The sequence below is a fragment of the Bifidobacterium sp. LH_512 genome, assembly GCF_056356435.1.
The window spans coordinates 280,051-303,511 of the sequence record NZ_JBKEUE010000001.1 but is presented as its reverse complement, the minus strand read 5'-3'; the positions used below and the strand labels follow the sequence as shown (position 1 = coordinate 303,511).

Annotated in this window: 21 protein-coding genes and 8 tRNA genes; 8 read left to right on the top strand and 21 right to left on the bottom strand. The window is 55.5% G+C overall.

Going from position 1 to position 23,461, the window contains the following annotated elements:
- Nucleotides 1-9: 9 nt before the first annotated feature.
- The 11 genes from AC1AWD_RS01340 to trmB form a co-directional block, all read right to left on the bottom strand.
- Complete coding sequence (locus tag AC1AWD_RS01340; RefSeq protein WP_476563266.1) at nt 10-834, bottom strand: ABC transporter ATP-binding protein; 825 nt, start codon at nt 832-834, stop codon at nt 10-12.
- A gap of 109 nt (nt 835-943) precedes the next feature.
- On the bottom strand, nt 944-2,170 hold the full coding sequence (locus tag AC1AWD_RS01335) for a glycosyltransferase family 2 protein (protein WP_476563265.1): 1,227 nt from the start codon (nt 2,168-2,170) through the stop codon (nt 944-946).
- Between the two features lie 5 nt (nt 2,171-2,175).
- Nucleotides 2,176-3,585, bottom strand: coding sequence for an AI-2E family transporter (locus AC1AWD_RS01330; protein ID WP_476563264.1), 1,410 nt, complete (start codon nt 3,583-3,585; stop codon nt 2,176-2,178).
- Nucleotides 3,586-3,844: 259 nt separating this feature from the next.
- Complete coding sequence (gene fucO, locus AC1AWD_RS01325; protein ID WP_476563263.1) at nt 3,845-4,996, bottom strand: lactaldehyde reductase; 1,152 nt, start codon at nt 4,994-4,996, stop codon at nt 3,845-3,847.
- 115 nt (nt 4,997-5,111) lie between these two features.
- On the bottom strand, nt 5,112-5,291 hold the full coding sequence (locus AC1AWD_RS01320) for a hypothetical protein (protein WP_476563262.1): 180 nt from the start codon (nt 5,289-5,291) through the stop codon (nt 5,112-5,114).
- Nucleotides 5,292-5,483: 192 nt separating this feature from the next.
- Nucleotides 5,484-5,560 (bottom strand) — tRNA-Asp (locus AC1AWD_RS01315).
- A 21-nt stretch (nt 5,561-5,581) separates the two neighbouring features.
- Nucleotides 5,582-5,653, bottom strand: a tRNA-Glu gene (locus AC1AWD_RS01310).
- Between the two features lie 37 nt (nt 5,654-5,690).
- Nucleotides 5,691-5,763 (bottom strand) — tRNA-Phe (locus AC1AWD_RS01305).
- Nucleotides 5,764-5,805: 42 nt separating this feature from the next.
- Nucleotides 5,806-5,879: transfer RNA gene (locus tag AC1AWD_RS01300), tRNA-Asp, on the bottom strand.
- Between the two features lie 21 nt (nt 5,880-5,900).
- Nucleotides 5,901-5,972, bottom strand: a tRNA-Glu gene (locus AC1AWD_RS01295).
- Nucleotides 5,973-6,195: 223 nt separating this feature from the next.
- Entirely contained in the window at nt 6,196-7,002 is an 807-nt protein-coding gene (trmB, locus tag AC1AWD_RS01290) for a tRNA (guanosine(46)-N7)-methyltransferase TrmB (protein ID WP_476563261.1), read from the bottom strand.
- Nucleotides 7,003-7,169: 167 nt separating this feature from the next.
- Between trmB and AC1AWD_RS01285 the strand changes: the two genes are divergently transcribed.
- Together AC1AWD_RS01285 and AC1AWD_RS01280 are read left to right on the top strand one after the other, a co-directional pair.
- Nucleotides 7,170-7,243 (top strand) — tRNA-Asp (locus tag AC1AWD_RS01285).
- A 50-nt stretch (nt 7,244-7,293) separates the two neighbouring features.
- Nucleotides 7,294-7,369: transfer RNA gene (locus tag AC1AWD_RS01280), tRNA-Phe, on the top strand.
- A 115-nt stretch (nt 7,370-7,484) separates the two neighbouring features.
- On the opposite strand, the gene AC1AWD_RS01275 is transcribed toward AC1AWD_RS01280, so the two are convergent.
- From AC1AWD_RS01275 to AC1AWD_RS01265, 3 genes are all read right to left on the bottom strand, one after another.
- Nucleotides 7,485-7,997: a low molecular weight protein-tyrosine-phosphatase gene (locus AC1AWD_RS01275; protein ID WP_476563260.1), complete on the bottom strand. Its 513-nt coding sequence runs from the start codon at nt 7,995-7,997 to the stop codon at nt 7,485-7,487.
- A 184-nt stretch (nt 7,998-8,181) separates the two neighbouring features.
- A complete protein-coding gene (locus tag AC1AWD_RS01270; RefSeq protein ID WP_476563259.1) occupies nt 8,182-8,844 on the bottom strand; it encodes a dihydrofolate reductase in 663 nt (220 codons plus the stop codon).
- Nucleotides 8,845-8,892: 48 nt separating this feature from the next.
- Nucleotides 8,893-9,693, bottom strand: a complete 801-nt coding sequence (locus AC1AWD_RS01265; RefSeq protein ID WP_476564517.1) for a thymidylate synthase — start codon at nt 9,691-9,693, stop codon at nt 8,893-8,895.
- A 429-nt stretch (nt 9,694-10,122) separates the two neighbouring features.
- Here AC1AWD_RS01265 and AC1AWD_RS01260 point away from each other — a divergent pair, with 429 nt between their 5' ends.
- Nucleotides 10,123-10,536, top strand: coding sequence for an OsmC family protein (locus AC1AWD_RS01260; RefSeq protein ID WP_476564515.1), 414 nt, complete (start codon nt 10,123-10,125; stop codon nt 10,534-10,536).
- 188 nt (nt 10,537-10,724) lie between these two features.
- On the opposite strand, the gene AC1AWD_RS01255 is transcribed toward AC1AWD_RS01260, so the two are convergent.
- The 3 genes from AC1AWD_RS01255 to AC1AWD_RS01245 form a co-directional block, all read right to left on the bottom strand.
- Nucleotides 10,725-11,765, bottom strand: coding sequence for a universal stress protein (locus tag AC1AWD_RS01255; protein ID WP_476563258.1), 1,041 nt, complete (start codon nt 11,763-11,765; stop codon nt 10,725-10,727).
- 173 nt (nt 11,766-11,938) lie between these two features.
- Nucleotides 11,939-12,688 carry a C40 family peptidase gene (locus tag AC1AWD_RS01250; RefSeq protein WP_476563257.1) on the bottom strand — a complete coding sequence of 250 codons (750 nt, stop codon included), beginning with the start codon at nt 12,686-12,688 and terminating at the stop codon, nt 11,939-11,941.
- Between the two features lie 136 nt (nt 12,689-12,824).
- Nucleotides 12,825-13,823: a CHAP domain-containing protein gene (locus AC1AWD_RS01245; RefSeq protein WP_476563256.1), complete on the bottom strand. Its 999-nt coding sequence runs from the start codon at nt 13,821-13,823 to the stop codon at nt 12,825-12,827.
- A 328-nt stretch (nt 13,824-14,151) separates the two neighbouring features.
- Here AC1AWD_RS01245 and serC point away from each other — a divergent pair, with 328 nt between their 5' ends.
- Entirely contained in the window at nt 14,152-15,294 is a 1,143-nt protein-coding gene (gene serC, locus AC1AWD_RS01240; protein ID WP_476563255.1) for a phosphoserine transaminase, read from the top strand.
- A gap of 146 nt (nt 15,295-15,440) precedes the next feature.
- Entirely contained in the window at nt 15,441-15,695 is a 255-nt protein-coding gene (locus AC1AWD_RS01235) for a DUF2530 domain-containing protein (protein ID WP_476563254.1), read from the top strand.
- A 13-nt stretch (nt 15,696-15,708) separates the two neighbouring features.
- Here the strand turns inward: AC1AWD_RS01235 and AC1AWD_RS01230 are convergent, their stop codons facing one another.
- Nucleotides 15,709-16,881 (bottom strand): sensor histidine kinase, encoded by a 1,173-nt coding sequence (locus tag AC1AWD_RS01230; protein WP_476563253.1) that lies wholly within the window; start codon nt 16,879-16,881, stop codon nt 15,709-15,711.
- Nucleotides 16,882-17,092: 211 nt separating this feature from the next.
- On the opposite strand from AC1AWD_RS01230, the gene phoU reads away from it, so the two are divergent.
- Nucleotides 17,093-17,773, top strand: coding sequence for a phosphate signaling complex protein PhoU (phoU, locus tag AC1AWD_RS01225; RefSeq protein WP_476563252.1), 681 nt, complete (start codon nt 17,093-17,095; stop codon nt 17,771-17,773).
- A gap of 220 nt (nt 17,774-17,993) precedes the next feature.
- On the opposite strand, the gene AC1AWD_RS01220 is transcribed toward phoU, so the two are convergent.
- The 3 genes from AC1AWD_RS01220 to lysS form a co-directional block, all read right to left on the bottom strand.
- Complete coding sequence (locus tag AC1AWD_RS01220; protein WP_476563251.1) at nt 17,994-18,734, bottom strand: phosphoglyceromutase; 741 nt, start codon at nt 18,732-18,734, stop codon at nt 17,994-17,996.
- A 91-nt stretch (nt 18,735-18,825) separates the two neighbouring features.
- Nucleotides 18,826-19,920 (bottom strand): 1,4-dihydroxy-2-naphthoate octaprenyltransferase, encoded by a 1,095-nt coding sequence (gene menA, locus AC1AWD_RS01215; protein ID WP_476563250.1) that lies wholly within the window; start codon nt 19,918-19,920, stop codon nt 18,826-18,828.
- Between the two features lie 186 nt (nt 19,921-20,106).
- Nucleotides 20,107-21,786 carry a lysine--tRNA ligase gene (gene lysS / locus AC1AWD_RS01210; RefSeq protein ID WP_476563249.1) on the bottom strand — a complete coding sequence of 560 codons (1,680 nt, stop codon included), beginning with the start codon at nt 21,784-21,786 and terminating at the stop codon, nt 20,107-20,109.
- Between the two features lie 213 nt (nt 21,787-21,999).
- On the opposite strand from lysS, the gene AC1AWD_RS01205 reads away from it, so the two are divergent.
- Both AC1AWD_RS01205 and AC1AWD_RS01200 read left to right on the top strand, forming a co-directional pair.
- Nucleotides 22,000-22,073: transfer RNA gene (locus AC1AWD_RS01205), tRNA-Pro, on the top strand.
- A gap of 91 nt (nt 22,074-22,164) precedes the next feature.
- The gene (locus AC1AWD_RS01200; RefSeq protein ID WP_476563248.1) at nt 22,165-23,352 is read left to right on the top strand and encodes an MFS transporter; all 1,188 of its coding nucleotides are present in this window, start codon (nt 22,165-22,167) and stop codon (nt 23,350-23,352) included.
- The last annotated feature ends 109 nt before the right edge of the window (nt 23,353-23,461 follow it).

Sequence of the window (23,461 nt, the reverse complement as noted above, 5' to 3'; positions counted from 1 at the left end):
GTGAGCCTCTCATTCGGCCGGGGACGGCATGCCGCCGTCCAACCACTCCAGATGCGCCGCAGCATGACGTCCGCCGACCAACTGCAGGAAACGATCCTCCAGATCCTCACCGGCGGCAACCTCGTCAACCGTGCCGGCCGCGCATACCTGCCCGTTATTGATCACGGCAACATGCGTGCACATTTTCTCGACCAACGCCATCACATGCGAGGAAATAATCACCGTGCCGCCGGTCTTCGCGTATTCAATCAAAATATCGCGCAGATTCGCGCTCGACACCGGATCGACCGATTCGAAAGGCTCATCCAACACCAGAATGCGCGGGCTGTGAATCATCGCACTGGCCAAACAGATTTTCTTGGTCATACCAGCCGAATACTCCGCAACCATCGTATTGGCGTCATCCGTCAAATCGAACGCATTAATCAGATCCATGCCGCGTTTGACGCACTCATTGCGCGACATGCCACGCAGCATACCCGCATATATCAGCAGCTGCATGCCCGTCAATCTGTCGAAAATCTGATCGGACTGCGGCATCACGCCGATCATGCGTTTCGCACGATTCACATCGCTCCACACATCATTGCCAAGAATCATCGCAGTACCGGCATCCGGCACCAGCAAACCCGTCAGCATATTCAACGTCGTCGTTTTGCCGGCGCCGTTCGGGCCGACCAAACCGTAAAACGAACCGATTGGAATATCCAAAGCCAAGCCGTCAACGGCGACCTTATCGCCAAAACGCTTATACAGGCCGCGAATCGAAACAGCGGCAGTGGAATTAGGCGCAAGCACACCCGCATTGGCGTACGGATTGACCACATCATTCATACTGTCAATGCTACAGGAACTCTCTCGCCTTTCCCGGATTTCTTCTTCGCGACACGAAGAGCTCATACAAGGAGCTCTGACACGTCCGCGCTCATGCGCGTTTTCACCGTTACGCCCCCTTATGCACAATCGGCTTCCACTCGGCCTTCGAGAACATGGCTTGGAAGGAAATCGGCACATAACTCATCAAATACACCGGGAAGCTCAACACATAGGCCAGCAATTCCTTATTCGACGCGCCAATATGATCACGTTCGGCAACAATCGTCAACGCTGCCAATCCCATCATCACCAATACCGAGGCGACGATGCCGCTCGACCAGCTGCTCAACGCCCCCAGCTGACTTTGCCACGTCACGAAACCGCAGACCGCAAACAGGAACCCCATCGCAATGCGCACCGTCGCCAACACCGTGAACGGGCAAATCAGCAACGTCAAATCAACCGCGGAAAAATCACGCTCACGAACGGCACGCTGAATCAAGGCAGGACCGTAATAACGGAACACCTGCAAAAAGCCCTTGCTCCAACGCAAACGCTGACGCCAGCTCTGCGCAAAAGTCACAGGCTGCTCGTCGTACAGCATCGCGGTACCACAGAATCCAATGCGGTCGCCATGCAGCACGGAATCCATCGTAAATTCCAAATCTTCGGTCAAAAGATGGAATTTCCAACCCTTATTACGCTTCATAATTTCCCTGGAGAACATGAAACCGGTACCGCCGACGTGGCAACTTGTACCCAAACGCATGCGGGAAGCGTTCAGGAAACGCGATTCGCGAATAAACCACAGGGCAGAGCCCGACGACACCCAATTCTCTGACAGATTCACCGAATTACGGTAGCTGGTCAAAATACGGAAACCGGATTGGAATGCCTTATTCATCTCCTCGATATAATGCGAATCCAACTTATTATCCGCATCGAACACGAAGAACGCGTCATACTGGTCGGCCTGCCCCATGCTTTCCATATGATCCAGCAAATATGTCAACGCATAGCCCTTGCCGATCTGCTCCTGATTGAAGCGCTCGACGACATGACAGCCCATGGAACGCGCCAAATCGGCGGTATGGTCGGTGCAATTATCGGCGACCAGCCAAATATCAACCAATTCCTTCGGATACGTCTGCTCATGAATGCAATTAATCAGGTTGCCGACCACATTCTCTTCATTACGCGCCGAAATCAGCACGGCATACCGTTTATCCATGGAAGCGTCGGCAAACTTCACCGGCTTGGACAACAGTGAAACCAATACGCACACGGCCTGATACAACAAACCGACAGCGCCTACCAACAGCGTCAGAATATCAAGAACACTGAGGAATACCATATTGCTTAACGCCACCTGCTTCGCGGATTATCGTCGGTCTCTTTCGCTTCCGTACGAGGCGATTCGCCGGCATCATTCTGCCTGTTCAACATGCCTTTCGGAATCGCCACCGTTGCGGATTCATCCAATTCGTCGGAAGTCGGAATGTTATATGCCTGATCCCGCAAATGACGCAATTCCTCACTCAACAGCACACGGCCGCTCGACCCCTGCGCTGCGCGTGGCATGTGGCGGGCCACCTGTTCGCCGATTACCTCAACGCCTTCCACGACCTTCGACTTCCTCGTTGGCCCCGGGTCGTTCATCAACGGGGAGTCCACCAAATCATAGCGCTTCGTGGATACCTTGAAAATAGCCTGCAGGCTCGCCGTGATCGGCAAGGCAAGGAACGCGCCAAGAGCGCCGAACAAGGAGCCGAACACCAACACCGACAGGAATGCAATAGCCGGATTCAAATCCATCGTGCGCTGCGAAATCTTCGGCGAAAGCAGCAGATTCTCAACCTGCTGATACGCCGTAATAAACACGAGCACACCAAGAGCCGGGTAGATGCCGCCCGCCCCCCAAGCGAACACCACCGGCAACGCGCCGCCGATATACGTGCCGACCGTCGGAATGAACTGCGAAACCAAGCCGCAGAACAGCGCCAATGGCAGCCAATACGGCACATGGATGATTTCCAAGAAAATCGCCGTGCACGTGGCATTGATCGCAGCCAAAATCGTACGGGAAAACAGGAATCCGGAAATCTGAGTCTGAACAACCGTCCACACCAGCAGGAATCTGCGCTGCATCTGCGGGCCCAGCCACTGGCAGAAACTACGACGCAATTTCGGGCCGGCGGCGGAAATGTAATAAGCCACCATGCACACAGTCAGCATATCGATAAGGAAACCGCCGACACCGGCCACTGTATTCAACGCTTGGCCTGCAAAATCAGTAATCCACGAGCCTTGAATATTTTTGAACACCTCAACGCCAAGGCTCTCGATTTCCGGCAGCTTGAATGTTGTATACTGCTCAACCGACTGCGAAAGCTGATCATAGAGAGCCGGCATGCCCTTGAACATCAGAATCATCTGCTGCACGAACATATTGCCGAACAGTGCCAGCAATACGCATACGACAACGGCCAATCCGATCAGGCTCACACCTGTGGCGGCGCCGCGTTTCCAGCCGTGCTTCACAAACGATACGACAACCGGTTCAATGGCGAGCGCAATGAACAGCGCAATGATGATGTTGAGAATAATGCCTGACACCTTCGCCCATGAATGCCATACGAAATATGCCGAAAACACGGCGATTGCCGTGTACAGCAACGCTCTTCCGTACCATTCCGGGGGTCTGCGCGGGTCACCTTTGGCCGGGAACACCGACGCAAAATCGATTTTTTGCTCATCCTGTGCGTTCATGGCTTCTCATTGTAGCCGCCATTGCACGTGTGCGCCTGCCAGTCGAGGTGAATGTTTGCTGGACGGGGAAGCTTTGCGAAGACGTATTGCACGCGTATGGCAAGATGATCGTATGCCTAGTGGAGATGATTGTATAAAATGGGCACAATGCATGTAATGTGCACGGACAAGTAGGCCGCATATAAAATGCGGGTCCCGCTCTTCAACCTTTGAAAAGCGGGACCCTGTTTTATATCTCGGTTTCGGGACCGGATCTTTATTACATCAGGCTCTTATAGATGGCGTAAATGTCTTCCTCACTGGCCTGACGCGGGTTACCCGGCGTGCACACATCGTTGAAGGCGTCCTGTGCGAGACCTTCCAGATCGGCCTCGGTGGCGCCGACTTCACTGATAGTGGTCGGGTTACCCAAATCTCGGGTGAGTTTGGCGACTGCGGCAACCGCTTCATCACGAACGGTTTCGATGTCGCCGGTATAGGCATCTTCGACACCGAAGGCGTCTGCGATATCACGATACTTTTCGCCGGTGTACTCCTTGTTGTATTCCATAACCGGAGCCAACAGGATGCCGTTGGCAACACCGTGGGCGACGCCCAGACGGCCGCCAAGCGGGTGCGCCATGCCATGGACCAGGCCGAGGCCGACGTTCGAGTAGGCCATGCCGGTGATGTAGGAGGCGTATGCCATCTGCTCGCCTGCCGGAACATCGCCATCAGCGCTCTTGGCAAGATTCTTGGCGATCATACGAATGGTCTGCATGGACAGACAGTCGGACAGACTCCAAGCGCCCGGCGTGATATAGCCTTCGATGGCATGGGTCAGGGCGTCCAAACCGGTGGCGACTTTCAGACCGCGCGGCATGGAATCGGTCAAGTCCGGGTCGACGAAAGCGACGATCGGGATATCATGCGGATCGACGGCAACGAACTTGCGCTTATGCTCTGTATCGGTGATGACATAGTTGATGGTCGTCTCGGATGCGGTGCCAGCTGTGGTTGGCACGCCGAAAATCGGGACGGACGGATTCTTCGTGTCGGCGACGCCTTCCAAAGACAATACGTCGGCAAACTCCGGATTGGCGGTGACGATGCCGATGCCCTTGCAGGTATCCTGCGGGGAACCTCCGCCGAGACCGATCAGAAAGTCAGCGCCGGATGCGGCGAACTTGGCAACACCGTCCTTGATGTTCTCAACCGGCGGATTCGGCTGAACGTTATCGAAGATTTCATATGGCATGCCGGCTTCATCCAGTACGTCGGTGACCTTCTTGACCGTGCCGGTCTTCATCAGTACCGGGTCGGTGACGATAAAAGCCTTGGTAAAGCCATGGGACTTGGCAACGTCCGGGATTTCCTTGATTGCGCCGCGACCGAAATATGCCGTCTGGTTGAAGATCATCCTGTAGACCATAAAGCCCTCCTTTGAAGCTTTGCCTCGTCACATATGGAAATCCACGACTTTGAGGCTTCCATCGGTTCTATATACTAGCGCTCAACCTTGGTGTTTTCTGTAAATAGTTGCGTAATCATTTCAGCGTGTCATCAATGTTTCTGGATGCCGCCACCATTTTCAGTATCTCGCCATCCCGACGTTCCAACCTTGCAACATCCCAACCTTGCAACATCCCATTATCATTTTCACCAACACTGGGAATATAAAGCCCATTTCGGTCACATTTGCCGTCAGAAAGCCGCCCCACCAGCAAAAGTGACCGTTCCTATGCCATTTTTCGGTCACACCTGCTGATGGGCACACGCATCTTCAGCAAAAGTGACCGTTCCGACACCACATTTCGGCCTATAACCCACACTTGCGTGTGGAAGAGCGCCCAGAGAGAAAACGGGAACAAAAACCAGGTGGGCGAAAAACAAAAAACCCAGCCAAAGCTGGGTTTTAATGGCGACCACGACCGGACTTGAACCGGCGACCTCCGCCGTGACAGGGCGGCGCTCTAACCAACTGAGCTACGCGGCCGTTTACCTTGTTGCCAAGGAGTACCCCCGGAGAGAGTCGAACTCTCGTTGTCAGATTGAAAGTCTGGTGTCCTAACCGTTAGACGACGGGGGCTTCAATTATCGAATTCACGCTTTCGCATGAACCCCAGTGGCTCCGAGCGGCATCGATCCGCTGACCTAACGATTTTCAGTCGTTCGCTCTACCAACTGAGCTACAGAGCCAGAAACAGTTTGCATTCAACAACGTTGAACACGAACCATTCGCGACCACGACCGGACTTGAACCGGCGACCTCCGCCGTGACAGGGCGGCGCTCTAACCAACTGAGCTACGCGGCCGTTTACCTTGTTGCCAAGGAGTACCCCCGGAGAGAGTCGAACTCTCGTTGTCAGATTGAAAGTCTGGTGTCCTAACCGTTAGACGACGGGGGCTTTCAGTTTTTGTCACCGCCACTTCCGCCGCGGCAACCTGATTAAATATACACGAGAATCATCATTATGCAAATGTCGGCGTGTCGCACATAGCACCGCGCTTTTGGGCACTGTATATAAGCAGGCTCCACAACACGCACCATGCATCACGCCGACATCACAATCCGAACAAATCAACCAATCGCAGTCGTCATCAACCGCAATCGATCGCATAGGCAACCAATCAAATTCGACGATAGGTGAAATCGTGAATCACACGACCCGCATCCAAGCCTTTCTTTTCGAAATTGGTCAGCACACGCCCTTCAAATCGCACGGATTCCACAAAATCAGCATGCGGCAAGCCAGCGGCATCATCGGCATTGCCCTTGCCGACATGTTCGGTCGGCAGGCTCACCGCCACCTCGCCGTCATTATGGAAAGTCGGCAACGCATCCATGACTTCATGTACATGCAGCGCATAGTCTTCGATATCGGTGGCGATACGCCAACAGCCATCTTCATGCAGCACACGATGAACGTCGCCGGCAAGCTCCGGCTGCACGATGCGACGCTTATGGTGACGCATCTTCGGCCAAGGATCCGGGAAGAACGTCCACACTTCGTCAACGGCGCCATCCGCGATGACCTTGAACAATTCCGGCGCATTCACTTGGGCGATACGCAGATTGTCCAGGCCCTGCTTGCCGGCGAGCAGCATCGTATGGGCAACGCCCGGATCATACACTTCCAATGCCAGGAAGTTACGGCCGGGATTCGCGGCCGCCGCAGCGACGACGTTTTCGCCCTGACCCGTACCGATCTCCACAGTCAGCGGATTGGCGTTTCCCCAATGGTCGGCAACGAACCGCGCATCCACAACGACGCCTTCACGAACGCTCAACGAGCCTTCAGACGCATTGATATCCAGAAGGTACTTGTCCGAATAGTTATCCCACGCCCTTTGCAGGCGCGCATCCAAGCGCCCAGAACGTCGCACGAACGACAGCACCGGGCGGAATTTCAACTGTTCCTGTTCGTTTTCCTGCATACTTCATTTATACCGGCCGGACGGAACGAGCATCAGCACACGTAGAAACCGCACAGTCATTCCGCAACGCCCGTCAGCATTGACCGAATCGGGACACGCCGGAATTTGCATGCATTGGAAACACCGGTATTATTTCTATTCGTTGCCTCATGAAAATGAGAAACAACGGCCGCGTAGCTCAGTTGGTTAGAGCGCCGCCCTGTCACGGCGGAGGTCGCCGGTTCAAGTCCGGTCGTGGTCGCGAATGCTTGAAAGCCCGGTTTTATGCCGGGTTTTTTTGAGCTGTTCACTGGCTCTGTAGCTCAGTTGGTAGAGCGAACGACTGAAAATCGTTAGGTCAGCGGATCGATGCCGCTCGGAGCCACCACATGCAAAAGACCCGCCACACAGCGGGTCTTTTGCATATATGCGTGCCACATAACTTGCACCACACGAGGCGAATCCTTACGCGGAGCACGGCGCCACGCCTCAAACAAAAAGCATCACTCAGCAGAAGCCTGAAGCTGCTTCTCCACCCAGTCCACAATGTACGGCGCTACTTCTTCAATCTGATCAATGGCCACTTCGAATTCGCGAGCGCCGCCATACCACGGATCAACCAGGTCAATGTCGGCTTCACGCCCTGGAGCCGGTACAGGCAGATTCGGGTCGAAGCTGCGATACATATGCACGCCGCCCTTCTTGTCGGCCGGCAGTTGGCGCAGCAGGGCGCGCATATGCGAGGCGGTCATCGGCAGGAACAGATCGGTGCGTTCGATTTCGTCCCGTTCAATGCGATGTGCGAAATGATGCGACGGAATCTCATATCCGCGCTCCTTCAGCACACGCACGGCACGGCGGTCGATTGGATTGCCGTACTCCTCGTCGCTGACGCCACTGGATTCGACATTGACGCGGTCGGACAGGCCACGACGCTCGAATTCAGTGCGCAGAATGATTTCAGCCATTGGAGAACGGCAGATATTGCCGGTGCAGACAGTCATCACGGTATACATACAAGCTCTTTCCTGTTGAATATTGGGGTTGAATATTGAGATTGTGGATTTTGAATATTCAATATCGCACTGTGATTGATGATTGATAATCAGCGATCAATGCGTTCAGCACAGATTACATACCTGATTACAGCGAATAGCATTGGCCCTGCTTATTGAAAAACAGGGCCATATCAATATTGAATCAGTGATTCTTCACGAAGGTCATAAAACGGTATCCGGTGATGAAATCGGATCCCTTCGTCGTATTACGCCATTCGGTTTCCTCAACAACGCTCCATGCGCCGCTATTCACCAAAACCATAATGTCAGGAGCATACGCATCCGCATCCACGCGAGCGCCGATCTGCGTCACATACGCCTTATCGGCCAATGGTATGGCTTCGCGGAACATTTCCGCTCCTCCGATAATCCAGATTTCGCTGCGGTCCAAGCCGTCGTCCGGAATGGCTTCCTGACGTGCCAGGTCAAGTGCAGCATCCAAGCTGTCCACGACGGTGGCGCCGATTGCGGGATATTCGGGATTGCGCGATACGACGATATTGTCTCGGTTCGGCAGAGGGCGGAACTTCGCGTTCAACGATTCCCAGGTCCTGCGCCCCATGATCACGGGATGTGACACCGTCAATTCCTTGAAGCGTTTCATATCTTCAGGAAGATTCCACGGCATGCCGCCTTGGAATCCGATGGCACCCTCGCGACCTTCCTTGTCGCAGGCCTGCGCCCAAATCAGGTTCACCGAAAAGACTTTGGGGAAATCATCTCCCCAATCTTCTTCGATGTCTTCAAGCCCGGCAGATCCGGGCACGGGTTCGTGATAGCCGTTTTGGCTACTATCATGCTCCATTTCAGTTTCTCCTTGATGTCGAACTAGGGCAGAAGTCTAACGGCTGGCTCAGACGGCAACAGGCGCCTTGATGGTGCGATGGTGCTGATAGTTGACGATTTCGAAGTCCTCATACGTGTAGTCGAACAGCGAATCCGCCTTGCGAATGTTCATTGTCGGGTACGGATACGGTTCGCGGCTCAGCTGCTCCAACACTTGGTCGATGTGGTTGTCGTACACGTGGCAGTCGCCGCCGGTCCATACGAATTCGCCGGGCTCCAAGCCCGTCTGCTGCGCCATCATCATGGTGAGCAGCGAATACGAGGCGATGTTGAACGGCACGCCTAGGAACATGTCACAGCTGCGCTGGTAGAGCTGGCAGCTGAGCTTGCCGTCGGCCACATAGAACTGGAATAGCGCGTGGCATGGCGGCAGGGCCATGTTTTCCACTTCGGCCGGATTCCATGCGCTGACGACCATGCGTCGGGAGTCGGGGTGATGCTTGATCAGATCAAGCACGTTGGAGATCTGGTCGATGGTGCGGTTCGGGTCTTCCGGCGTCGGCGCCGGCCAACTGCGCCACTGCACGCCGTATACCGGGCCGAGGTCGCCGTTTTCGTCGGCCCACTCGTCCCAGATGTGCACGTTGTGTTCGAGCAGCCAATTGATGTTGTTCGAGCCTTTCAAGAACCACAGAAGCTCGTAGGCAACGCCTTTGAAGAACACGCGTTTGGTGGTCAGCAGCGGGAAGCCATCCTGTAGGTTGAAGCGCATCTGCTGGCCGAACATGGAAATGGTGCCGGTGCCGGTGCGATCGGATTTCAGTGTGCCCTCATTGAGGATTTTGCGCACCAGGTCTTCATACGGCATGGGAATATCCGTTTGCGGGCGCGCGGGGATACGGGTGCGAATTTCAGCAAGCTGTTCAGAAGTCAAAGCCATGCCTTCAAGCATAACAGCGGCGACCTATAGCGAATATGCCGGGATGGTGTGGGGCTACCCCTTACAGAAATCCCACATCCCAATTCCGTTAAAACCACGGGGTTTTAACGATTACGAGGACCATAGCAAGCCGATTCCGTCAAAACCACATGGTTTTAACGGTCTGGGAGACATGGACGGACCGATACGGCTTGGGATTGGAAGCCTCTTCGCTTGTGGCATAACGAGACATGCGTACCGCGATTCTGCATTTTCGCGATACATTGAGAGGGAGGCGGTGTTATGCACGTCGGTGCAGCGACCTGCAGTAATCCGCAGCGACCTGCAGTAATCCATGATGAAAACGAGGAGGATGCCATGGGCAAGCGTCTATGGGTAGAGCGTAATCATGACGGTTCTTGGGATGCTTTCAGTGACGACGGCGCCCACATCAAGTTCGGTAAAGGCAAGGGCGTGTTTACGCCGGGCGATCTGATGAAGATCGCACTGGCTGGCTGCGCCGCGCTGTCGAGTCAGTTCGCCATCGAGCATACGCTTGGCGAGGGCAAGGGCGCGAAAATCGTCGTTGACGGCACGTATGACGCCGACACCGATTCCTATATCAATTTCAATGAGCAGCTGGTGGTTGACGCCATTGATGCCGGTCTGAGCGATGAAGACGCCGGCAAGCTGAAGGAGCGCATTACGCGCCACGTCGAGAAGGGCTGCACTGTGCAACATACGTACAAGCAGGAAACTCCGTGCCGTTTGGATGTGACGATTCGTCACTGATAGTCGCATTATGCGCATAAGTCGTTGATTATGCGTCGTATTCCGACGTTGCCGATATGTGATTTACAATGCGCGCCCGTCCTCTTCGCTGAAACAAGACTGGACGGACGCGCATTGCATATGATTGGCGGTGTATGCATTGAGATTGATGCCACTGATGATTGATAGCATCAATGGCATCAATGATTTCAGCTTTGACGATGCGGATCGATGGTCGTTTCGATTGCTTCGACAACATCCGGAGTCGCCTTATCAATCGGGATTTCTTCAACACCCTTGATATCGTCGATCGGCTTGGTCGGCACGTCCGCAGGAGAATTCGGCACCGTGTCCGCACGGCTTTCCGCGGCTTCCACGTATTTGCGCGGCACCACATACACCGGGCCGACGGAATGCTGCAGCAGGCCTTGGCTGGTGGAACCGAGCAGCAAACCCGTGAATCCGCCACGCCCACGAGATCCGACGACTACGACGTCGTGATCCTTACTGGCCTGGGTCAAGGCGTTCACCGCGGAGCCCTGAACGACGGTTTTGTTAATCGTCAGATCAGGATAGGTTTCCTGCAACGGCTTCACACGGACGTCCAGATCCTCCATGTAGGACTCCATGACGCCCTGCTCGACATCATTGCCCGGAAAATTAGGCACTGCAGAGATGACGTCCAATTCGGCGCCCCATGTATTGGCGAAATCCGCAGCAATGGTCAGCGCCTTCAGTCCCCACTTGGATTCATCCGAGCCGACGGCGACCTTGGTGATCGTATTGTTCAGATGCATCAGATTGCCATCGTCGTCGGTGTACGGCACAACGACTATCGGACAGTATGCGTATGCGGGAAGGCTGGAGCTGGTGGTGCCGAGCAGACGCTCCGCCAAACCACCCTTGCCGCGGTTGCCGATCACAATCAGATTGTAGTTGCGCGACAATTCCACGAATACGGATGCCGGGTCTCCGGTAACAATCAACGTATCCGCTTCCACGCCTTGCTCATCCGCGATGGCCTTGGCCTTGGACAGAATTTCCTGCGCATCGCTGTGAGCCGCGTTGTCATCCCCCATCGACGTGTATGTTGCGTCGAATGACACCGCCGCATAGCTTGGCAGAGAATATGCACATACGATTTGCAGAGTCAGTCCGGCATGCTTGGCGTAATTTGCAGCCCACCACGTCGCCTTGTAACTGGCATGAGAACCATCGACTCCAACCAGGATTGCCTTCTCGTTGATCACGACAACCTCCTTTAGTCAGCAGCGATGCCACTATACATCGCCTTAGCTAAAACGATACCTCTGCAATGCCGCATATGCCGGTAATTCAGTCGAAAAATAAAAGTGCGTCTTCCCAATCAGGAAGACGCACTTCACATTACTTTAGCATTTATCGCGATTTATATGATGAGCTATCAGAACACTCGAATATAGTAGTACGAACTTGGCGTCACCGAGGAAATCGCACTGATCTGTGTGCCCATACCCGGATTCAATGCATGAACCATCAGGCCATTGCCGAGATAGATGCCAGCGTGCGACACATCAGTGGAAATCATCAGATCACCCGGCTGCGGATTCGAAACAATAGTGCCGGCATTCAGCTGATCGCTCGTGGTGCGGCCAATGTTGTAGCCGAACTGGGCAAACACCCACTGGGTGAAGCCGGAGCAATCCCAGCCACCCGGCTGGTTACCGCCATACACGTACGGATATCCGACAAACTGTGAAGCATATGCGGCCAATGCACTGGCATCGGCACTGGCCGGCGGATCGACGCTATCTGCCACTGCGGCATCGTCGGATGCAATCGCATTGCGGTCCGACGTTCGGCTGGCCGCCGCGGTATCAGATGCAGTCTGCTGTGCCGCTTCCTGCGCTTCCTGCGCCTCGCGCTGCTCACGTTCGGTCTGGCTCTCAGTCTGCGGGACATCCAGACTTTCAATGCCGCCCCAATCAGAATCCGACTCCACCTGAGTGGAAGTTGCTTCCGCCAGCAGGTCCTTCTTCGCGGTATTGACCTTGGGGAACGAACGTGTGGAAGTAACGGCTACTGCATCATGAGATGCGTCGGCCGCTTCAGCGGCCGGCGCGAGTAAGGCTGACATCGCACCGACCGCAACCATTGCCGCCAGCACGGAACTTATACGCTTCGTAATGCTCATCAACTCAATAACCTAACATTGCATATTCCTCGCACCGCGAGGCAATCACCCCCATGAGGCATGGAATACCACGCAACACGCCGAAATCTTTGATACATAAAACCCGGCACATATCACGGTACCGGGCATCTGATCATCAGTAATGAATATATGTGAACTGTGAGGCTTCCTCAGCGGTAAAGGAACGTTGGGAGATTACGCCCAAACCCTTCACATTCGATTCGGAAATCTCAACGGAGCCGTCGTCATTAATCTTTTCAACGATGGCGACGTGACCGTAATAGCCGTCCGCTCCTGCCTGGCCGGGGGCGAACACCACGATGTCGCCGACGTGGCGGGCAGTACCATCTACCCAGTAGCCCAGAGCCGAAGCGGAATTACCCCAGTTCAAAGCATTGCCGAACATGCTGCCGACGGGAAGACCCAGCTGCGCACGGCGAGTATACGCCCACCACGTGCACTGACCATACGGGTACGTGTTGCCTTTATCACCGGTATCATGATTCGGATTAAAACCTGCGGGAAGCAGGCTGAAATCCTGTTCCACAAGCAACGCAACCTGCGGATTCTCTGCGATGGACTTGGACATCTGATCCGCATCGGTCACCGTATTGGTATCGCCCAGCTGCCAGGTTCCGTCCGTGTTCGCGTTGTCAGTGGCTTCAGTCGCAGCCTCAGACACGACGCTGTCGTTTGCTGCTACGCCATTGGTGATTGTGTTCAGAGCCTCACGATCGGTGGAACGAGATGCCGCACCAGTCGTCACGCGCTTAAGCTGCGTCGTAGTGGTGGCCGGATCGACGGCAACGGAAATGGAATCATCGGTACGGGCAAGCGCCATAGCGGTTGCCGCAGTGCCCACCAGCGCCGCAAGGGACGCGGAGGCCAGGAACGTGGAACGGCGTTCGGCGGCGCGCGCCGCTTCACGAATGGAACGTCGGCTCAGCGGAGCAACCTCATTGAGCTTCGCCATAACCTCACGGTCAAGTCCAAGCACTGCACCGTTCCCATTAGCCATCTGAACCGCACGCACGGCCTTTGCCGTGTGGGTTCCGCGACTCGGTGCGAACAGCGACCTGACGAGGTCAAGCGGTTCGTACGAAGTCGCCGAGGCTTTATGAGCCGCATGCTTCATAAATAAATCAACTCCTTGCCGGATTCATAAGACGCCTCGTGACTATGGGTGACTATGGGGGCGCATACATGCCCGAAGGCACAGCTTCTCAGCGCGGTGGCGTCATACTCTACCGTCACAGTGTGGAAGATTACAACGTGGTCCAGTCATCAATCAATCGCTTTACCAGACTTCATTACGAATCGTCATGCATATCGCTGACACTCAACCGGCGTTTTATCCCTTGCATGGCAACGCTTTTACCTTGCAATGCAACCAATGTGCGCAACTGTCCACATAGTGTTTTTAATCCGGGCGTGTCATATGCTTCGCAACTACGCTTGTTTGCATGAGCAACATAGTGACGATTCCCGAATCCCTACTACCTGAAGACGGCCGCTTCGGCTCGGGGCCGACCAAGATCCGCCCGGAGCAGATCGCCGCGCTTGACGACAGCGCCACCTGTCTGCTTGGCACCTCTCACCGCCAATCCCCGGTTAAACAGGTCGTTGCTTCCATTCGCGAAGGATTGGCCGAATTCTTCACCATTCCGGACGGCTATGAAATCGCACTCGGCAATGGCGGCGCCACAGCATTCTGGGATCTCGCCTGCGCTTCGCTGATTACACGCAAGGCCGCATTCGGCGTGTATGGCTCGTTCAGCGGCAAATTCGCCCAGTCAGCGAAAAACACGCCATTCTTGGAAGAGCCCGTCGTTTTTGAAGGCGAACCGGGCACGTGCAGGCTTCCTGACTTCACTGAAGGCGTTGACGCGTACTGCTGGGCGCATAACGAAACCTCAACCGGCGTCGCCGCTCCGGTACAGCGCGTCGAAGGCTCGCTGGAGCAAGGCGCGCTGACAATTATCGACGCCACTAGTGCGGCCGGCGCTTTGGACGTGGACATCAGCCAAACCGACGTCTATTATTTCTCTCCGCAGAAGGCATTCGGCTCCGACGGCGGAATGTGGGTGGCCGTGCTGTCCCCGCGCGCAGTGGAGCGCGCTTACGCAATCGAACGCAATGTGGGCCTGCCGGGTACGCATCGTTGGATTCCGCCATTCCTGTCGCTGACTTCGGCATTGGAGAATTCCCGCAAGGATCAGACGCTGAACACTCCGGCTTTGGCGACGCTGATCATGATGGAAAATCAGATTCGTTGGATGAACGACAATGGCGGTCTCGCCTGGTCCGCCGCACGCTGCGACAAATCCTCGTCGCTGCTGTATCACTGGGCCGAACAGTCCTCGTATGCGACTCCGTTCGTTACCGATGTGAATACACGTTCTAAGGCCGTCGTCACGGTGGATTTGGATGAATCCATCAGCGCCGCACAGGTTATCGGCGTGCTGCGCGATAACGGCATTGTCGATGTGAACGGATATCGCAAGCTGGGGCGCAATCAGCTGCGCGTGGGCGTGTTCCCCTCCGTCGAGCCGTCTGACGTCATCGCATTGACCAAGTGCGTTGATTACGTCGTTGAGCACCTGTAACGCCGTCACATATTCGTATATAACCGTATACAAACCGTGAAAGGCTGCGGCCTGTCATAACAACGACAGGCCGCAGCCTTTCACGTTTGGCGAATGAGTCCTTTTACTTGTTCGCCGACCGCAAGATGCCGCTACAATATTTGACCATGAAGTTTGCACCGATTATCGATCCCAGCGTACGTCGCGAAACACCAAAGCCCGTTCGCGTCGACTTGCGCAAGGTCTTCACCATCGGCACCGCATTGTGGGCATTGGCATTGGTGGTATGCCTTATTCTTGACGCCGCAGGGATCGGCCTCGATTATGTCAGGACGGTTTGCGCGGCAGGCACCATCATCGGCGTGACGTTGCTGGTATGGGAGCATTTCGACCGTTGGGATTACCGTCGTCTGGGCCAATAATCCCCTGATATGATCACACGGCAGCCGGCAGAATCAGATTGAACGTGCTGCCCTGCCCCGGACTGCTCCACACCGTCGCATTGCCGTGATGCGTCAATGCGACATGCTTGACAATCGCCAATCCCAAACCGATGCCTTCTGTTGAACGCTCATTCTGATTGTTTCCACGATAAAAACGCTCGAAAATACGTGATTGTTCGCTGCGAGCGATGCCGCAGCCGAGATCGATCACACGAATCACCACATCGTGGCCATCGTCCGATGCGAGGGCTGAAATGCTAACTTCTGATCCTTGCGGAGAATATACAATCGCATTGTCCAACAATTTGATCACGGCAATGCGAATCTGATCAGATTCGTCATGCGCCATCAACGATTCGTCACCTTCCAGACGAACGCGCACATCACACATTTCCGCCTGCGGACGAATCTCCTGAATCGCGGCACGCAACTGGTCCATCACACTGACCTTGTTGTCTTCTGTGGCCGTAACGGGCTCCTGTGCACGAATCAGCAACAACAAATCGGCCATCATATGGCTCATACGCATATACGATGTGCGCAGTACGCGCGCATCCTGCCGAATCGCGGCCTCGTCCAATTGGTCATGCTCCAGCGAATTCGCAAGCTTTTCCAATTCCTGCGTCGGCTTAAGCAACTGCTCCGACACATTAGTGATGAAAGAATCACGAACTTGCGAGAAACGAATGGATTCGCTGATGTCGTCGATCAACACCACCACAAAACGCTTATCAATGCGCCCAACCGTTACTTTCAGCCAATTGGGTCTACTTACCGAGGTTTCATGCTGCATCTGCTGCGACGAAGACTTCTGCGAATGCGCATCAATCTGCGTCCAAGTATCACGCTTCGGTGTATTCGTCGTCAGATTGAACTGACGTTTTCCGCCGGATACCCGAATATCATGAACCGCCGCCAAAACAGTGTCATTGATGATGGTGTCATCACGAACTACGCCCAACGAATATGCCGACGGGTTCGAACGAATCACTTCATCGTTTTCACCGACGACAACGGATGCCTGCGTCAAAATCGACAGCAACGTCGCCGTCGAAGCATCCAAATCATCCGCGTCACCATCATCATCGTCATCATTATTCCGCTTTCTGAACAGGCGTTTCAGCAATGACTGCACGTCGCCCGCGGAATTCCTCGATTCGAACATATATGTATTGTCACACAGCAAACCAAGTATGACAGTCCAAAACAGCGAATCGCCCCCACAACGTGTCTCAAATGCGACCCTCATATGAACAGTATTTGAACGCGGCGTGGCTTTTATCCAATATGGTGGAGAATGCGCGCCGCAAACTATACACTTGGAAAAGGCTTATACCCAGTAGACCGGTCAGAAAACCACATGAAAGGCGAATCAAATGCGCGTTATTTTCAATGAGGAACTCAAGGCCGTGGCCGATGACCTCGAGCGCATGGTGCAAGGCGTGCGCAAGGCGGTCAACGGTGCCGGCGAAGCGCTGCTTCATCAGAACATCGAAGCCGCACAGGCCGTTATCGATGGCGACATCGAGATTGATGCTTTGGAGGAAAGCATTGTTGACCAGTGCGTGAAGCTGCTGGCCAAGCAAAACCCTGTTGCCACCGATTTACGCGTGGTCGTATCCACGATGCGTCTGGCCACCACTTTTGAGCGTATGGGCGATCTTGCTCGCCACATCGCAGAATCCGCCCGCCGCACCTACCCGTCCTCCCCGCTGCCGGCCGAGGCCGTTGAACTGTTCTCCCAGATGCAGGAATTCCTGAACATGACCGCCGACCGCGTGGTTGACATGCTGGCCATACGCGACACGTCCGTCGCCGAACAGATCATCATCGACGATGACAAGCTGGACGTCCTGCACCAAAAGTCCTTCGAACTGGTTCAGTCCCCGGAATGGAACGGCACGAACCAGCAACTGATCGATGTGGTACTGATCGGTCGTTTCATGGAGCGTTTGGGCGATCATGCCGTGTCCGCAGCACGCCGTGTTGTGTTCATCGTTTCCGGTTTCGATCCAAGCAAGGAGCCGACCCGCGATGAAGAAGGCATGACCGACTGAGCCGCATCAGCATTGTCTCGAAAACGCTGACTGATTGTGGTCCGCATTCCGATCGGACTGCGGACCACAATCGTTATGATTTCATGTTGTACCGCATTGCATCGTGCTGTTGAAATGCGCACGTCGCGATACGAAAAGAATACAAAAGCGAATATGAAAAGGCCGCCGACTTAAAGTCGACGGCCTTTTCATTACGGCTTACAGCTGTTCCAAAGTCAGATCACTTCTGGCCCTGAGCAGCGACGGCAGCGGCACCGGCAGCGGCAGCTTCCGGATCCAGATACTCGCCACGCGGCTTGATCGGCTTGAAGTTTTCGTCCAGCTCGTACAGCAGCGGCATTGCGGTCGGAATGTTGACCTTGGCGATTTCCTCTTCGCTCAGATTGTCAAGCATCTTGACAATGGCGCGCAGGGAGTTGCCGTGAGCGGCGATCAGAACGGTCTTGCCGGCCTTGAGCTCCGGAATAATGTCGGATTCGAAGTACGGCTTGACGCGCTCGACCACATCGGCCAGGCATTCGGCTTCCGGAACCGGATCGCCGGCGTAGCGCGGATCGTTGTTCTGCGCATACTCGTCGTTCGGATCGATTTCCGGCGGCGGGGTTGCATAGGAACGACGCCACAGCATGAACTTCTCATCACCGTACTCTTCACGGATCTGAGTCTTGTTCTTGCCCTGCAGAGCGCCATAGTGACGCTCGTTCAGACGCCAGCTGCGCTTGACCGGAATCCACAGGCGGTCAGCCTCATCCAGTGCGACATTGGCGGTGTTGATGGCGCGACGCAGCATCGAGGTGAAGACGATGTCCGGCAGAACATTCTTCTCCTTGAGCAGACGGCCGCCGTTCTTGGCTTCCTCAACGCCCTGTTCGGTCAGCGGGACGTCAACCCAGCCGGTGAACTGATTGGTTTTATTCCATGCGCTCTGTCCATGACGGAGCAATACTAGTTTGTAAGTCATACTGCACAGTCTACCGCTCAAGGCACCCCAACCGCGCCATTTCTTAGATTTTGGCGAATATCATCATTAAAAATATCCGTACAAAATCACATCATGACAATTGCGCAGACAGCACCGACGCCGATCCAACGAATACAAAACCCCAGCAAATCGCCGTAATCACAGCAAACAGACCCACCGAAAGCAGAGCGCGCTTCCAATTACGGCGCTGCACACCGCGAAATGCGATAATCGCGAACACCCAGACCGGCAACGACAGCACCAACGATCCCAGCCCGTTGAACAATTCCATATTGTAGGTCGTCATAAACAATGCACTGATAATCAGTGTGTTCGTCAACATCGCGTACAGCATGCCCCTTGCACGGGGCGCGCCCACGTGTGCCGCATAGGTGCGTTTTCCGGCGGCCTTGTCGGCATCGATATCGCGGATATTGTTGACCAGCATCAGCGACACCGCATTGAAACCGGCAATCAGCGAGGCCAGCAGCACATGTTGGAAACGCAGGTCGAAGGTGCCAATCATCGCATAATATGTGCCGCCCACCGCGACGGGGCCAAAGAATATGAATGCCGCGATTTCGCCGAATCCGCGGTATCCGTACGGATTGCGGCCGCCTGTATAGAACCAGCCGGCGGCAAGGCAGGCGACGCCGACCAACAACAGAGGCCAGCAGCCACTGATTGCGACGACGGCGACACCAGCAATGCAGGCCATGCCAGCGGCAATGCCGGCCGCCAGCAATACTTTTTTCGGTACGACACCGGAGGCCACCAGACGGCGTGGCTTGTCGGATTGTGCAACTGTCGACTGCGCCGGTTGCGTTGCGCCGCCTTGGACCACGTCGCTACCTTGGACCACGTCCCGGCCCGCATCCGTACCGCGAATGCCATCGGAATAATCATTCGCGAAATTCACAGCAATCTGCAAGCCGAGCGCAACGATAAGGCACAACACAAAATACAGCACAAACCAATTCGGGGAGCCGATAAACGAGGACTCGCACGCAGGATAGGCATTCGCCGGAAGCGAGCCGGTTTCATTGAGTACGGCATCGCATTCAGCAACCTGCTCGTGCACGCGCATCCATGCGGCGCACGCGCCCATAATCACCGGAGAGGCGCCGATCATCAACGTTTTCGGTCGCATACCCTGCAACCACATCGTCCAAGTCGTCTTCGTCATATGCACCATCGTAATATGCGTCATCGCAAACGGGTGAGGATATATGGCGTCAATGCCGTGGATACAAACATCCCGCCGCGAAAGCGAACGCCTGCACAGCGGGATGTTCAGAATACTACAGTGACGCTGCAGTGGCGCTACCGTGACTGCTATAAACGGCAGTGTCGGTTCAGCGCCGATTCCGCATCAATTCAAGGGCTTGACCAATGGGAAGGTGATCGTCTCGCGAATCGTGGCGCCCGTAAGTGCGATCAGCAGACGGTCGATGCCCATGCCTGTGCCACCTGCCGGCGGCATGCCGACACCGAGGGCCTCCAAGAAGTCCTCATCGATGTCGCAAGCTTCCTCGTCACCGGCCAGCGCATCCTTCGCCTGGGCGACAAAACGTTCGCGCTGCACCACCGGATCATTGAGCTCGGAGTAGCCCGTGGCCAGCTCGAAGCCGCGCACGTACAGATCCCACTTCTCCACAACGCCCGGCTTGCTGCGGTGGCCCTTGACCAGCGGCGAAGTCTCAACCGGGAAGTCGCGCACGAAAGTCGGCTCATAGAGCTTGTCTTCGTAGAAGTGCTCCCACAGATGTTCGACCAGCTTGCCGTGGTTCTCGACATCGTCGCGTTCCACGCCCAGCTTGTCGGCGATGGCGCCCAAGTGTTCGACGGAGGTGCCCGGATTGTCCGGACCGCCGTTCGGAATGATCTCCTCGCCCAACGCTTCAGACAGGGAATCGTACATGCTCATGGTCTTCCATTCGCCACCGAAATCGTATTCGGTGCCGTCCAGCAGCGTGACCTTATGCGAGCCGTACACGTCCATGGCGGTGCGTTGGATCAGCTCCTTGACCAGCGCGCCGATGGTGTCATAATTGCCGTACGCCTGGTACGCCTCAAGCATGGCGAATTCCGGAGCGTGTGTGGCGTCGACGCCTTCATTGCGGAAGTTGCGGTTGATTTCGAACACGCGGTCGATGCCGCCGACCAAGCAGCGCTTCAGGAACAGTTCCGGCGCGATGCGCAGATACAGGTCCAGATCGAAGGCGTTCATATGCGTGGTGAATGGGCGTGCCGCGGCGCCACCATGCACGGTCTGCAACATCGGGGTTTCGACTTCAAGGAAGTCGTGCTCGGCGAAGGTGTTGCGGATGGAACGCACGGCCTTGGAACGATTACGGACCATGTCGCGGATCTTCTCGTCGGCGATCATGCCGATATACGGCTTGCGAGTACGGGTATCGTCATTCAATTCCTTATGCAGGGCCGGCAGCGGCTGCAGAGCCTTGGCGGCGATGGCCCATTCGGTGGCGAACACGGACAGTTCGCCGGTCTTGGAGGAGATCACGCGGCCCTTCAAAAACAGGTGGTCACCCAAATCAACCAGCTGCTTGAACTGCTTCAAAGAATCGGCGCCGATTTCCTTCTTGGAAATCATGCCCTGAATCTTCGTGCCGTCGCCAGCGGAAAGCTGTACGAAGCACAGGCCACCGGCGTTACGTAGAAACAGCACGCGGCCTGCAATACCGACAACGTCTTCAGTTTCCGCACCGGCTTCCAACTTGCCGTCATATTCAGCGCGCACCTGCTCGATTGTGTGCGTCACATCCAGAGTCACCGGGTACGGATCAACTCCGTTTTCCAGCATCATCGCACGCTTGGCCACGCGCATCTGCACCTGTTCCGGATGTGCGGACGGGCCGAATTCCTTATTGCCCGGGTCGACGGCTTCATCCAGAGTCGCGCCTGCTGCGATCTTCGCGCGAATGGCTTCATCCTGGTCAAGCAGCATCTGAGCGCGTTCCACCGTGCTCATAACGGAGACGGCATGCTCTTCTTCATTCTGATTTTCAAGGGTTTCTTCGATGTCACTCATAGGCCAACAGTGTAGCGTTACGGCGATACACGGCCGATGGCCGATAAAAGAGATATACAGGCGAAGCGGCAAGAACGGTGATGCATATATGACGAGACTGGAACCGACAAGCGCAAAAACATCGTACGGAACAGACAATGGCGGAAATAAGCACGACACGCCGATATTTGCATTTCTCCCGAAATGACGTAAAGTATCACCCGTTGCGAACAACGGGCTGTAGCGCAGCTTGGTAGCGCGCTTCGTTCGGGACGAAGAGGCCGCGGGTTCAAATCCCGCCAGCCCGACCCATGAAGAACCGCCGGAAACGGCGGTTCTTTTTTTGTATCCACTGCAACCTTGAGGCATTCCGTGCCGCGATTCCCCGGGAGAAATCCATTGAAAAAGAATCTGCTTGCGCTGGCTTCCGGCGCATTCGTCCTCGGCGCCGCCGAATTTGTGATGATGGGCATCCTGCCGCAAACGGCCGACGCGATGGACGTTGATATCCCGACCGCGGGCAATTTCATTTCCGCCTACGCGATCGGCGTGTGCGTCGGCACATTGATGCTGGTGTTCGGCCGTAAAGCGCCGCCGCGCAATCTTATCGTCCTGTTCATGGTCATCGCATTGCTCGGCAATCTGTTGAGCGCCCTCTCCATGAATGCGCCGATGCTGATCGCGGCGCGTTTCATCTCCGGCCTGCCGCATGGCGCATTTTTTGGCACGGCCACGCTGATCGCAAAAGTCCTCGCCGAACGAGGCAAGGAAGCGCAGTCTGTTTCCATGATGGTCACCGGTCAGACCATCGCCAACATGTTGGGCGTTCCCGCAGGCACATTGATGGCTGAATTCATGTCATGGCGTCTTGCCTTCGGCATTCTCACCTTGTGGGCCGCAATGACAGTAGTGCTGGTGCTGGCGTGGATTCCGCGCGTGGAACCGATTAAGGATGCCGGCATCGCAGGTCAGTTCCGCTTCCTCACCAAGCCCGGCCCATGGATGATTCTTCTTGCCGTTTTCACCGGCAATACCGGCATTTTCTGCTGGTGGAGCTACGTGTCGCCGTGGCTGCAGAAGGTCGGCGGCTGGGCGTCCGGCATCGTGCCGATGCTGATGATGCTTGCCGGTTTCGGCATGGTTGTCGGCGGCATTATCGGCGGCAAAATCACCGACCGTTGGCGTCACGCAGGCACGGCCGCCGTCGGTCAGGCGGTCGCCTGCACTGGTTTGTTGTTGGTGTTCCTCCTGCCTGGCAATTATGGCACCACCACTTTGCTTACGTTCTGGATTGCATTCGGCCTGTTTTTTATTTCCGCTCCTCAGCAGCTGCTGATGGTCGAAGCCGGCCAAGGCGGCGGCGAACTAATCGCCGGCGCAGCCGTGCAGGTGGCATTCAATTTCGGCAACGCCGTCGGATCGGTCATCGGCGGCGCCATGCTGACTGGTTTCGCCATGAATTACCACTACACCGGCCTCGGCGGCCTGCCTTTCGCCGCAGTCGCCGTGGCTCTGCTGGCGTTCTATTCGATTCGCTACGAAAAGCACGTCAGCGCAATGGACCGTCTGCAGCGCGTCGAAGTCTGATCCCGCAAATCGTTAAAACCACGTGGTTTTAACGATTTGCGGCCTATTGAGAGTGCGTTTTCGTTAAAACCACGTGGTTTTAACGAAAACGGGCGGACGATGCGGCGGA